Below are 12,758 nucleotides of genomic sequence, written 5' to 3'. Positions count from 1 at the left end.
TTTATCGTTAAATCTGGTGCGCGCGGGAAGCATCGATGGCCGATGCCATCCGACCGTCAACGAAGAAGGAGCACATCCGTGTCCGAACCGATCCGCGCCGTCATCGATCTGGATCTCCCGGGATCGCGCATCTCGCGCCACATCTATGGTCACTTCGCCGAGCACCTGGGCCGCTGCATCTACGGCGGCTTCTACGTCGGCGAAGACAGCGATGTGCCGAACGAGCGGGGAATCCGCACCGACGTGGTGGAGGCGCTGCGGGCGCTGCAGATCCCGAATCTGCGCTGGCCGGGCGGCTGCTTCGCCGACGACTATCACTGGCAGGACGGGATCGGTCCGCGCGAGGATCGCCCGCGCATGGTCAACTCGCACTGGGGCGACGTCGTCGAGGACAACTCGTTCGGCACGCACGAGTTCATGGACCTCTGCGAGATGCTCGGCACCGACGCCTACATCTCGGGCAACGTCGGATCCGGATCGGTCGCCGAGATGAGCGAGTGGATCGAGTACCTCACGCGCGCCGACGATTCACCGATGGCCGATCTGCGGCGGAAGAACGGTCGCGACGAGCCGTGGAAGGTGCCGTACTTCGGCATCGGCAATGAAGCGTGGGGCTGCGGCGGCAATCTGCGTGTCGAGCAGTTCGCCTCCCTGGCGCGTCAGTACTCGACGTACGTGCGCGATCACGCGGGCAACGAGGTGTACCGCATCGCGGCGGGCGCCAACGCGGACGATCTGCACTGGACCGAGGTGCTGATGGAGTCGTTCGACGACCTGTCCGCCGAGGAGGGCAAGGCCGCCCCGTTCCAGGCCCTGTCGCTGCACTACTACACGATGACGGGCAGCTGGCAGGACAAGGGGTCGGCGCTCGATTTCGACGTCGACGAGTGGTACCTCGCCCTGTCGCGCGCCCTGCACATGGAGAAGCTGCTGACGCGGCACGGGCAGGTGATGGATCGTCACGATCCGAATCGTCGCGTGAGCCTCGTCGTCGACGAGTGGGGCACGTGGTGGAACGTCGAGGAGGGAACGAACCCCGGGTTCCTGTACCAGCAGAACACGCTGCGCGACGCGCTCGTCGCGTCGGTGCACTTCGACGCCTTCCACCGTCACGCGCACCGCGTCGTGATGGCGAACATCGCCCAGACGGTGAACGTGCTTCAGGCGATGCTGCTCACCGACGCTGAGACGGGCGCCCTCGTGAAGACGCCGAGCTACCACGTGTTCGAGATGAACACGGGGCACCACGACGCCGACGCGCTCGACGTGCATGTGAAGGGCGCGCCGACACGCGCGGTCGAGGGAGGCGAGCTGCCGCTCGTGTCGGCGTCGGCCTCGACGAAGGGCGACACGGCCCTCATCTCGCTCACCAACCTCGACCACGAGTCCGACCGCATCGTCGAGCTCGATCTGCGCGGGCGGGAGGTCACCGAGATGTCGGGCCGCGTGCTGTCAGCCGACGGTCTGGCCGCGCACAACACACCCGAGGCTCCCGAGCAGGTCGCACCGGTCGCGCTGGACGGGCTGCGCCGTACCGAGAACGGCATCGAGGTCACGTTGCCCGCGCACTCCTACGCCACGGTGTCGCTGACCCTGGCCTGACGCACGAACGCGCGAGCGCCTCCGAGGGATCGGAGGCGCTCGCGTCGGGCGTGCCTACAGCGTTGCCGTGTCGATCACGAAGCGGTAGCGGACGTCGCTCGCGAGCACGCGCTCGTATGCCTCGTTGATCCGGTCGGCGCCGATGAGCTCGGTCTCGGGCGCGATGCCGTGCTCGGCACAGAAGTCGAGCATCTCCTGCGTCTCGCGGATCCCGCCGATGTTGGATCCGGCGAACGACTTCCCGCCCACGATGAGCGAGAACACGCTGATGGGCAGCGGCTGGGGCGGCGCACCGACGTTCACGAGCGCACCGTGGGGGCGCAGAGTCGCAAGATAGGCGTCCATGTCGAGCGGGGCGCTGACGGAGTTGATGACGAGGTCGAAGGATCCGCGAAGCTCCTTCAGTGCGCCTTCCTCGCCCGTCGAGATGTGGCGCGATGCCCCGAAGGCGAGCGCGTCGTCCTTCTTCGACGCGGTGCGCGAGAGCACCGTGACGTCGGCGCCCATCGCGACGGCGATCTTGACGGCCATGTGGCCGAGCCCGCCCATCCCGACGACGGCGACCTTCTTGCCCGGTCCGGCGCCCCAGCGGGCGAGGGGCGAGTAGGTCGTGATTCCCGCGCAGAGCAGGGGAGCGGCCGCCTCGTAGGGGATCGCCTCGGGCACCTTCAGAACGAAGCGCTCGTCGACGACGACGTGGGTCGAGTATCCGCCCTGTGTGATCGTCCCGTCGCGGTCGACCGACGCGTAGGTCTGGATGTTGCCCTCGAGGCAGTCCTGCTCCTCGCCGAGGAGGCACTGCTCGCACTCGCCGCAGGAGTTCACCATGCAGCCCACTCCGACGCGGTCGCCGACGGCGTGCGCCGTGACCTCGGATCCGACCTCCGTCACCTCGCCGACGATCTCGTGGCCGACGACCTGCGGGAAGGTGATCGGGCCCCACTCCTCGCGGACCGTGTGGATGTCGCTGTGGCAGATTCCGGCGTAGCGGATCGCGATGAGCACATCGCGCGGCCCGACATCGCGACGCTCGATCGTGAGCGGGGCGAGGGGATCCGTCGCGGAGGTGGCGCCGTATGCGTTGACGGTGAGCATGGGGTCTCCAAGGTCGTGCGTCTGGGGAGGCGAGCACCGGGGCGCTCGCCTCCCCAGATTGCCACGCGCAAGCGGGGGTGAGGGCGGCCCCGCTGCACAACGACGCCAGAACTGAGCCGCGGCCCCCGGATCCCCGGCGTGTCGTGCGAGTCTGTACAGAATTGGCGTCGTTGTGCAGCTGGGGTCTGCGAGCCGAGCCGAGGCTCGCGGCGGTGGGGGTCCGTTGTGTACGGGGTCTACGCGAAGAGTGGGGCGAGGATCTGCACCGCTGCGCCGACGAGGCCCCAGGCGGCGAAGGCGCCGAGTGCGAGAGTGAGGAGCCATTCGCGCCCGGACCCCGCGTCGCCCAGGAGGGGCAGGGCGAAGGATCCGCGTCGCGGCCACAGCTTCGTGATCAGCAGCGTGCGGCGGAATGCGACGGGACGCTTCAGCATGATCGGCCACAGCCAGGGCACGCCGCCTGTCGTCAGGGTGTCGCCGATGAGATGGACGACGAAACCCACCCCGATGCAGGTCGCGAGCCAGCCGAACTGGTCGGGAAACCACCACATGAGGCCGCCCGCTGCGGCGATGCCGACGAGCCACGACGCGAACCATCCGCGGGCGATCCGCAGGCACTTCGTGCCGATCGCGATGCAGACGGCCGCACCGACCGCGGGGCCGAGGGGCAGGTCCGTGTCCCAGCCCGGCGGTGTCCAGCTCGCGTACGAGAGGGCGATGGCGGCGAGGACGACGCCGAGGACGGCGATGAGGGAGTGCATGCCCTTGCGGTGCCCGCCGGTGAGCCCGCTGACGGCGCCGGAGATCACCCGTCCTCCCGGCAGACCCGTCGCCACGGTCGACGACGGGTGGTCGATATCGGGGAGCAGTGCCGCGCCCGCGCAGACAAGGGCGCCGGTGAGAACCCCGACCGGGGCGAGCGGCTCCCACCCGAAACCGGGCGTCGTTGTCGTGATCGCGACCCACGCGGCGGCACCGGACACGGCGTGGGAGGTCCCCATCATGCGGCGGACCTCATCACGCGAACTGCACAACGACGCCAATTCTGCGCGGAGTACCCGGATCGGCAGCGTGTCGCGGGGCCGACGGACGGAATTGGCGTCGTTGTGCAGGGAGGAACGGGACCCCTCATCACGCGAACGTCAGCGGCGACCAGGTGCCGGGGGTCGTGAACTCGGCGTACCGCACCTCGGATCGGTCGGCCCACACCGAGGCGACGCAGGCGAGGGTCGAGACGGTCGGATATCCGTGCGGGCGGTTGTCGCGGACGATCGCCCGGTCATCCGTCGGATCGAGCTCGCCCGTGCGAGCGAGCACATCACCCCAGTCGTCGGCGTCGGCCTCGCGGAAGGCGCCGAGCCACGCCCCGATGCGCGCGCTGCGCGCGTCATCGACGTCGTGGTGCGCGAGCATGTGCGTGCCCGGTCCCGGGGTCGTGCGCGAGAAGCGGGATCCGTCCCAGGAAGTGACCTCGACGGATCCGTCGCGCACGCTCAGCAGATTGAATCCCCGCATCCGCGAGTGGCGGGTGAGCGGACGGCCCGAGACGGCGTCGAGCGCGAGCGAGCCCCGCGAGACGATCGATTCGGGCGCGCCGGCCGGCTCGCCCTCGCGGTTGAGCACGACCGCGGCTCGGCCCCGCTCCGGCATCGCGGCGAGCCACGCGCCGCCCGCGCGACGATCCTGCACGCCGATGACGCCGGGCAGCTCGCGCCACCACTCGCCGGGCGCGTTCCAGGGGCGCGTGGGGTCTTCGTCGCGCACGGCGAGGAGCCGCACGGGATCGGACGGGGTTTCGGGGATGCGGAAGACGACGGTGCACATGAGGATCGCTCCCCAGCGTATGGCGGAGTTCCTGGACACGCCGCGTCAGCGGGCCCTTCCGGACACGGATCGAGCTTGCCCTGCCAGGATGGATCCATGTTCGTCGTCGTGGGTGTGACGGGCGGGATCGCCGCCTACAAGACCGTGCAGCTCGTGCGCCTGCTCGTGAAGGAGGGGCACGATGTGCACGTCGTGCCGACCGACGACGCGCTCCGCTTCGTCGGGCAGCCCACCTGGGAGGCAATCAGCCGCAATCCTGTGACCACGAGCGTGCACGACGATGTCGCCCAGGTGCGGCACGTCGCGCTCGGGCAGAAGGCCGATCTCGTGGTCGTCGCACCGGCGACCGCGAACACGATCGCGAAGATGGCGGCCGGCTTCGCGGGCGATCTGCTGGGTACGACGCTCCTCGCCACGACCGCGCCCGTTCTCATCGCGCCCGCCATGCACACCGAGATGTGGCTGCATCCGGCGACGCAGGCGAACATCGACACTCTCACGACGCGCGGCGTGCACATGATCGGCCCCGAGGCCGGCGAGCTGACGGGGGGCGACAGCGGGCCGGGGCGCATGGCCGAGCCCGAGCGGATCCACGACGCCGTGCTCCGCGAGTTGCATCACGGATCCGGCGGGGCCGCGGGCCGCAGCTGGCTCGTCACGGCTGGCGGGACGCGCGAGCCGCTCGATCCGGTGCGCTTCCTCGGCAACCGTTCGAGCGGGCGGCAGGGCGTCGAGGTCGCGCTCGCCGCGGCGCGGCGCGGCGCGGATGTGACGCTCCTCGCCGCGAACATCGACCGCGCGGTGCTGCAGCAGACGGCGGGGGACCCGCGGATCCAGGTGATCCCCGTGAGCACGACCGACGACCTCGAGCGCGCGGTCGCAGCACGGTCGGAGGGCGCCGATGTCGTCGTCATGGCCGCGGCCGTCGCCGACTACCGACCCCACGAGGTCGCGGACGAGAAGCTGCGCAAGGAGCACGCGAGCGGTCCGCTGCGGCTCGAGCTCGTCGAGACGCCCGACATCCTCGCGGGCCTGGCCGCCCGCCGCCGCGAGGGCCAGACGATCGTCGGCTTCGCGGCGGAGACGCCGGTCGACGGCGAGACGCTCGCCGAGCGGGCGCTCGCGAAGCGCCGCCGCAAGGGGGCCGATCTGCTCGCCGCGAACGAGGTCGGCTGGACGGCGGGCTTCGAACAGGACGACAACCACCTCATCGTGGTGGACGACGCCGAAACGGTCGTCGCGGACATCGAAGGCACGAAGCGCGACACCGCCGAAGCGCTCGTCGACGTGATCCTCGCGCGTTCGGCTCGCTGACCCGGCGTGAGTCGCGGCGTCATCGGCTCAGTTCGACTCAGCCTCTTCCCGCGCGGCCCAGATCAGGCCGCGGCCGATCATCGTCCGGATCTCAGGGATCCGGAGGTCGTCGGGCCCATGTCCGATCGTCGATACGAAGACCTTGCCGCGCCCCCATCGCCTGGTCCACATCACCGGCACTGTCGCGGGCTCGTTCCACGGGGCGTCTGGCCGCACCTCGTGGGTCGTCGTCGCGAGCACGTCGCATAGCGGATCCGTCTGCACCCAGTACTGCTCAGTCGTGATTCGCACGCGCGGCCCGATCCCGGCCGTGATCGGATGGTCGACGCGTTCGGGGCGGACGACGAACTCGTGGTCGACCATGTCGCGGGGATGCGCGACGAACTGGCCGCCGACGATGTGGTGGAAGTCAGTGGCGCCGCGGAAGGAGTCGAGGATCCCGCCGTGCCACCCGGCCAGCCCGGCTCCGTTCTCGACCGCGACGCGGAGTCCGTGCATCTCGTCGACGAGAATGTCGCCCATCGTCCAGCACTGGACGATGAGGTCCACGCCGGACATCGCGGATTCGTCCGCGTAGACCTCGAGCGAGTCCTCGATGACGACGTCGAATCCGGCGTCGGCGAGCTGGGGGATGAAGATGTCCGTGGAGCCGACGGGATCGTGTCCCTCCCAGCCACCGCGGACGACGAGAGCCGTACGCGTGTTCACGTGTCCTCCTTGTCGGTGATGAGCGCATCGATCGCGTGCGGGGCCAGGAAACGGTCGGTCACGAGGGTTGCGGCGCCGATCACACCGGCCTGCGCGCCGGCGCTCGATGTCACGATCCGCAGGTGCTGAGTCGCGAGCGGGAGGGAACGCTGGTAGACGACCTCGCGGATGCCCGCGATGAGGTGCTCTCCCGCGCCCGATAGCATCCCGCCGACGATGATGCGGGCCGGGTTCAGCATGCTGACGGACGTCGCCAGCACCATGCCGATGTCGCGTCCCGCCTGGCGCACCGCCTGGCCCGCCGCGATGTCGCCGCCGCGGACGAGGTCGACGATGTCCTGCGTCGTGTCGATCCGCGCCCCGCCCTGTCGCAGCCGATGGGCGATCGCGCCGCCTCCGGCGATTGCCTCGAGGCATCCGGAGTTTCCGCAGCGACACGGGACCTCGGGGGCACCGGGAACCGCGACGTGGCCGATGTCTCCCGCCGCGCCCTGTGCGCCGCGCCGAAGCTCACCATCCATCACGACGCCGGATCCGATGCCGGTCGCGACCTTGACGAACAGCAGATTCTGCTCGTCGGGGCACGCCGTGCGGTGCTCTCCGAGGGCCATCACGTTGACGTCGTTGTCGACGACCACGGGCGCGCCGAGCAGTCGGTGCAGGAAGCCGGGAACGTCGACGCCGTCCCAGCCCGGCATGATCGGCGGGTTCACGGGGCGGCCGTTGGCGTGGTCGACGGGCCCGGGGAGCCCGATGCCGACGCCGGCGAGCTCGTCGAGGCTGCGTCCGGCTTCTGCCACGAGCGATGAGCCTGTCTCGGCGACCCAGCTCAGAACGCGTTCCGGATCCTCGCTGATCGCGAGCGGAGCCTGCGTGGACGCGAGCGTCCCGGCGGCGAGGTCGGTGACGGCGAGGCGCGCATGCGTCGCCCCGAGATCGACGCCGAGCACGACTCGGTTCGTTGGCGCGAAGGCGAACGTCGACGGCGGGCGACCGCCCGTGCTTGTCGCCTCGCCAGCCGGCGCGAGGAGACCGATCGCCGTGAGGGCATCGATGCGCGCCGCGACGGTCGAACGGGACTGCCCCGTCTCGGAGACGAGGGAGGCGCGGGTGCGCGGGGCGCCGTCGCGGAAAAGCTGGAAGAGATCTCCGGCGCCGGTCGGTCGCGGCGGAAACTTCTGCAGCCCTTCCATGAGCACAGTTAACCACGCCCTTCCGGCACCTTCTTCGGCTGCTTGCGGACGATCGCGAGCAGCTGCGCACAAAGCTCGCACACTTTTGATTGACAGGCAACAAAAGTCGGTATAGCTTCGCCATATGGTCAGTGAAGACCCATCCGTGCCCCTGCTGCAGATGCAGGGCATCGTGAAGACGTTCCCCGGAGTCCGCGCTCTCGACGGCGTGGATCTCGACGTGCGCTCCGGTGAGGTGCACTGCCTGCTCGGTCAGAACGGCGCCGGAAAGTCCACCCTCATCAAGGTTCTCGCGGGCGCTCACCAGCCCACCCAGGGCTCGATCCTCATGGACGGCGAGCGGATCTCGATCCCGAATCCTGTCGCGGCGCTCGAGCACGGCGTCGCCACGATGTATCAGGAGCTCGACGTGGTCGACGGGCTCACGGTCGCCGAGAACATCTACCTTGGTCACGAACTCGCGACGGCGGGCGTGACGCAGCGCCGGGTCGCGGCGGAACGCACGCGAGAGCTGATGGAGCGCCTCGGGCACGCCGAGATCGCCCCGCACCGCGCCGTCGGCACGCTCTCGGCCGCCGGCAAGCAGATCGTGTCGATGGCGCGCGCTCTGTCGCGGAACGCCCGGGTGATCGTCATGGACGAGCCATCGGCGGTGCTCGACTCGGGCGAGGTCGACAATCTCTTCCGCGTCGTTGACGACCTCACCGCCCAGGGCATCGCGATCGTCTACATCTCGCACCGCCTCGAGGAGATCCGGCGCATCGGCGACCGCATCACCGTGATCAAGGACGGCCGCACGGTCTCGCGGGGACTGGACGTGGCCGCGACCGCCACCGACGAGCTCATCCGTCTGATGACCGGCAAAGACGTCGCCGATGCCTTCCCGGCGCGCCCCGGCGTCCCCGCCGATGCGCCGACGCGGCTCGAGGTCGACGGTCTCACCGTGCCGGGCCAGTTCGCCGATGTGTCCTTCACCGTCAGGGCCGGCGAGATCGTCGGATTGGCGGGGCTCGTCGGATCCGGACGTTCGGAGATCCTCGAGGCCGTCTTCGGCGCGCGCCGTTCGACGGCGGGGACCGTCTCGCTCGACGGCGGCGCGGTTCGGAAGGGGGGCGTCGACCGCGCCATCCGGGCGGGGATCGGGCTCGCGCCCGAAGAGCGGAAGAGCCAGGGGTTGCTCCTCGACGAGCCTGTCTACCGCAACATCACGCTCTCGTCGTTCGCACGTATCGCCAAAGCCGGATGGCTCGACGAGCGCCGCGAGAAGGCAGTGTCGGAGGAACAGGCGACGGCGCTCGATATGCGGCCCGCGGGCGTCGAACGACCGATCCGCACCCTGTCGGGCGGCAACCAGCAGAAGGCGATGCTCGCCCGTTGGCTCGTGCACGGCTGCGAGGTATTGCTGCTCGACGAGCCCACCCGCGGAGTCGACGTGGGGGCGCGCAGCGAGATCTACGCCCTCATACGACGTCTCGCCGACGCGGGGACTGCCGTCCTCATGGTGTCGAGCGAGATTCCCGAGGTGCTCGGGCTCGCCGACCGCGTGCTCGTCGTGTCGGAGGGGCGCATCGTCCACACGGCGCCCGCGCAGGAGATCGACGAGCACAGAGTGCTCGACCTCGTCATGGAAGGGACAGGCGCGTGACCGAACAAGCAACCGTCGATGCGGGGAGCTCCGGATCCCGAGAGCGGGGTCGGTTCCGATCGCTGCTGTCTGGCGCCGCGGGGCACAATCTGGGTCTCGTCGCGGCGCTCCTGCTGCTGTGCGTCGTCGGCGCGGTCACGGGCGGCGACCGATTCATGAACATCGGCAACCTGGTGACGATCCTGAGCCTTGCCTCCGTGTTCGGCGTGCTCGCGGTCGGGATGACCTTCGTCATCACCTCCGGCGGGATCGACCTGTCCGTGGGATCCGTGATGGGGCTCGCGACGGTCTGGGCCACCACGTGGGCGACGCAGAACATGGCGGAGAACTCCCACTGGATCGTGATCGTCTTCACCGCCCTCGTCGTGGGCACCGCCGCGGGCCTGATCAACGGCGTGATCATCGCCTACGGAAAGGTGGTGCCGTTCATCGCGACACTGGCGATGCTCGCGGGCGCGCGCGGGCTGGCCGAACTGATCTCAGGCCGACAGACGCAGCGCGTCGAGAACGCTGCGTTCATCGAGTTCTTCCGGCTGGAGCCGCTCGGCGTACCGATTCTGGTCTGGATCTTCGCAGTCGTCGCCGTGGCCGGTTGGTTTCTGCTCAACCGCACGACCTTCGGCCGCCGCACCGTCGCGATCGGCGGCAACGCCGAGGCCGCGCGTCTCGCGGGTATCAAAGTGCGGCGCCACATGGTGTACATCTACGGCCTCGCCGGGCTGGCAGCCGGGATCGCCGGGGTGATGATGCTCGCGCGCACGACGGCCGGTACCTCGACTCACGGCATGCTCTACGAGCTCGAGGCCATCGCCATGGTCGTCGTCGGCGGCACGCTGCTCGCAGGCGGCCGCGGCACGATCATGGGCACCGTCATCGGTGTACTCATCTTCACGCTCCTCACGAACATCTTCACCCTCAACAACATGTCGAGCTCGGCGCAGCTCGTCGCGAAGGGGGCCATCATCGTGGTCGCCGTGCTCCTGCAGCAGCGGTTCGCGGGCCGCTCGCGATCCACCTGAAACCCCGCACCACACAACACCGCATGGAATCGAGGAAGATCACATGTCTGCACGCATCGCACGGCGAAACCTGGTCGCCGTTCCCGCCGCTCTCGCCGCAGGCGCCCTCCTGCTGACCGGCTGCCTCGGAGGCGAGCCGCCCGAAGAAGAGACCTCGAACGAGGGTACGGCCGTCACAGGCGGCACGGCCAACGACGAGCCCGGCGAGACCGTCACGATCGGCTTCTCTGCGCCTGCCGCCGATCACGGATGGATGGGCGCCATCACGGGCGCCGCGCTGGACACGGCCGACCAGTACGACGACATCGATCTGCGTCAGGCCGAGGCCACGAACGACGTCAACATGCAGATCAGCCACATCGAGCAGTTCATCAACGAGGGTGTCGACGCCATCGTTCTGCTGCCGTTCGACGGCGACGCGCTGACCGAGGTCGCGCTCGAGGCGATGGAGGCGGGCATCCCGGTCATCAACGTCGACCGAGAGCTGTCGAGCCCGTTCGCCTCCCGGGTCACGATCCTCGGCGACAACTACGGCATGGGCGTCTCGGCCGGCACGTACATCTGCGAACAGCTCGCCGACCAGTCCGACGCGGTCGTCGCAGAGATCCAGGGCATCGCGAATCTGCCACTTACGCAGGACCGCTCGCAGGGCTTCGCTGATGCGCTCGACGACTGCGGCCTGTCCGTCTCGACGCAAGTCTCCGCCGACTTCACCATCCAGGGCGGCGAGACCGCCACATCGAACCTGTTGCAGGCCGAGCCCGAGATCGACGCCATCTGGAATCACGACGACGACCAGGGCATCGGCGTGCTCGCCGCGATCGAGAACGCGGGCCGCGACGAGTTCTTCATGGTCGGCGGCGCCGGCTCGCTCGACGTGATGGAGCAGATCCAGGCCGGGGACACGGTCATGCAGGCCACCGTCGTCTACCCGTCGACGCAGGCGGCCGATGGCATCAAGCTGGCGCGCCTCGTCGCGCAGGACAAGAGTTTCTCGGATCTCGTGTCCGCCGACGTGCCGCGCACGATCCAGCTGAATGCACCCGTCGTCACCGCCGAGAACGTCGAACAATACATGGACATCGGCTTCCGCTCCTGACGGCGGCCGCCATCTGTCCCGGCGGCGGGGCCTTCCCCGCCGCCTCGGCGCGCCCCGGGCGACGCCGGCTCTCCACGAGGAAAGGATCCCGCATGGGTGAACAGGCACGCGCGACCCTCCGCGTCGCCATGATCGGATACGGATTCATGGGGGCAGCGCACTCCCAGGCGTGGCGGACGGCGCCGCGGGTGTTCGACCTGCCGCGCGCTGTCGAGATGTCCGTGATCGTGGGCCGGAACGAAGATGCGGTCCAGGCGGCGGCGTCGAAGTGGGGCTGGCGCGAGGCGGCCACCGACTGGCGTGAGGTCGTCGCGCGCGACGACATCGACGTGGTCGACATCGTCACGCCCGGACACTCGCACGACGAGATCGCGATCGCCGCGCTCGAGGCCGGCAAGCACGTGCTCTGCGAGAAGCCGCTCGCCAACACGGTCGAGGACGCCGACCGGATGGCCGCCGCGGCGCGCGGATCCGGCGCGATCGCCATGCTCGGATTCACCTATCGCCGCGTGCCCGCCCTCACGCGTGCCCGCGACCTCATCGCCCAGGGGCGGATCGGCGCCGTGCAGCAGGTGCGCGCGGCCTACCGTCAGGACTGGCTCGTCGATCCCGAGGCGCCGCTGTCGTGGCGCCTGCAGAAGGATCAGGCCGGGGCGGGCGCCCTCGGCGACATCGGCGGCCACGCCGTCGACCTCGTGCAGTTCCTCACGGATCAGCAGGTCACGACGGTCTCGGGTGTCGTCGACACGATCGTCAAGCGGCGTCCGGTCGAGACCGAGCGCATCGGTATCGCAGGGCGGGGCGGCGACGAGTACGGCGACGTCACGGTCGATGACGTCGCCATCTTCACGGGCCGGCTGGAGGGCGGGGCGCTCGCCGCGTTCGAGGCGACGCGCTTCGCGACCGGCCGCAAGAACGAGCTCACGGTCGAGATCTCGGGCGAGAAGGGCGCGATCGCCTTCAACCTCGAGAACATGAACGAGCTGCACGTGTACGACCGCACGACCCCCGACACCGATCAGGGATTCACGCGCATCATCGTCACCGAGCCCGGGCACCCGTACCTCGAGGGATGGTGGCCGACGGGCCACATGCTCGGGTACGAGCACGCCTTCAGCCACCAGGTGAAGGACCTCGTCGAGGCGATCGCCGCTGGAACCGTGCCGACGCCGACGTTTGACGAGGGTGCGCAGGTGCAGCGCGTGCTCGCCGCCGTCGAGGAGAGCTCGGCCGCTGACGCGCGCTGGATCACGATCTGA

General features: G+C 69.5%; 11 protein-coding genes. 6 read left to right on the top strand and 5 right to left on the bottom strand.

Annotation, left to right across the window (positions count from 1 at the left end; genetic code table 11):
• Positions 1 to 42: 42 nt before the first annotated feature.
• Complete coding sequence (locus tag C0012_RS13690) at positions 43 to 1,602, top strand: alpha-N-arabinofuranosidase (RefSeq protein ID WP_111467153.1); 1,560 nt, start codon at positions 43 to 45, stop codon at positions 1,600 to 1,602.
• Positions 1,603 to 1,656: 54 nt separating this feature from the next.
• Here C0012_RS13690 and C0012_RS13685 read toward each other — a convergent pair whose 3' ends face one another.
• The 3 genes from C0012_RS13685 to C0012_RS13675 all read right to left on the bottom strand — a co-directional run bounded on the left by C0012_RS13685 (position 1,657) and on the right by C0012_RS13675 (position 4,521).
• Positions 1,657 to 2,697, bottom strand: a complete 1,041-nt coding sequence (locus tag C0012_RS13685; RefSeq protein ID WP_111467152.1) for an NAD(P)-dependent alcohol dehydrogenase — start codon at positions 2,695 to 2,697, stop codon at positions 1,657 to 1,659.
• Between the two features lie 236 nt (positions 2,698 to 2,933).
• Positions 2,934 to 3,701 carry a metal-dependent hydrolase gene (locus C0012_RS13680; protein ID WP_111467151.1) on the bottom strand — a complete coding sequence of 256 codons (768 nt, stop codon included), beginning with the start codon at positions 3,699 to 3,701 and terminating at the stop codon, positions 2,934 to 2,936.
• A gap of 127 nt (positions 3,702 to 3,828) precedes the next feature.
• The gene (locus C0012_RS13675; RefSeq protein ID WP_111467150.1) at positions 3,829 to 4,521 is read right to left on the bottom strand and encodes an NRDE family protein; all 693 of its coding nucleotides are present in this window, start codon (positions 4,519 to 4,521) and stop codon (positions 3,829 to 3,831) included.
• 96 nt (positions 4,522 to 4,617) lie between these two features.
• Between C0012_RS13675 and coaBC the strand changes: the two genes are divergently transcribed.
• Positions 4,618 to 5,835, top strand: coding sequence for a bifunctional phosphopantothenoylcysteine decarboxylase/phosphopantothenate--cysteine ligase CoaBC (gene coaBC / locus C0012_RS13670; RefSeq protein WP_111467149.1), 1,218 nt, complete (start codon positions 4,618 to 4,620; stop codon positions 5,833 to 5,835).
• A gap of 27 nt (positions 5,836 to 5,862) precedes the next feature.
• Here the strand turns inward: coaBC and C0012_RS13665 are convergent, their stop codons facing one another.
• Positions 5,863 to 6,543 carry a ThuA domain-containing protein gene (locus C0012_RS13665; RefSeq protein WP_111467148.1) on the bottom strand — a complete coding sequence of 227 codons (681 nt, stop codon included), beginning with the start codon at positions 6,541 to 6,543 and terminating at the stop codon, positions 5,863 to 5,865.
• Positions 6,540 to 7,736: an ROK family protein gene (locus C0012_RS13660; protein ID WP_111467147.1), complete on the bottom strand. Its 1,197-nt coding sequence runs from the start codon at positions 7,734 to 7,736 to the stop codon at positions 6,540 to 6,542. The genes C0012_RS13665 and C0012_RS13660 overlap by 4 nt, the downstream gene beginning before the upstream one ends.
• 124 nt (positions 7,737 to 7,860) lie before the next feature.
• On the opposite strand from C0012_RS13660, the gene C0012_RS13655 reads away from it, so the two are divergent.
• The 4 genes from C0012_RS13655 to C0012_RS13640 all read left to right on the top strand — a co-directional run bounded on the left by C0012_RS13655 (position 7,861) and on the right by C0012_RS13640 (position 12,758).
• Positions 7,861 to 9,381, top strand: a complete 1,521-nt coding sequence (locus C0012_RS13655; protein ID WP_111467146.1) for a sugar ABC transporter ATP-binding protein — start codon at positions 7,861 to 7,863, stop codon at positions 9,379 to 9,381.
• Positions 9,378 to 10,400, top strand: a complete 1,023-nt coding sequence (locus tag C0012_RS13650; protein ID WP_111467145.1) for an ABC transporter permease — start codon at positions 9,378 to 9,380, stop codon at positions 10,398 to 10,400. Before C0012_RS13655 ends, C0012_RS13650 begins: the two co-directional genes overlap by 4 nt.
• 43 nt (positions 10,401 to 10,443) lie before the next feature.
• The gene (locus tag C0012_RS13645) at positions 10,444 to 11,499 is read left to right on the top strand and encodes a substrate-binding domain-containing protein (RefSeq protein WP_111467144.1); all 1,056 of its coding nucleotides are present in this window, start codon (positions 10,444 to 10,446) and stop codon (positions 11,497 to 11,499) included.
• Between the two features lie 92 nt (positions 11,500 to 11,591).
• Positions 11,592 to 12,758 (top strand): Gfo/Idh/MocA family protein, encoded by a 1,167-nt coding sequence (locus C0012_RS13640; RefSeq protein ID WP_232527941.1) that lies wholly within the window; start codon positions 11,592 to 11,594, stop codon positions 12,756 to 12,758.

The sequence above is a fragment of the Microbacterium suaedae genome, from assembly GCF_003254645.1.
Classification (GTDB): Bacteria; Actinomycetota; Actinomycetes; order Actinomycetales; family Microbacteriaceae; genus Microbacterium; species Microbacterium suaedae.
Note: the sequence above shows the minus strand (reverse complement) of the source record. Positions and strands in the feature narration are given on the sequence as shown.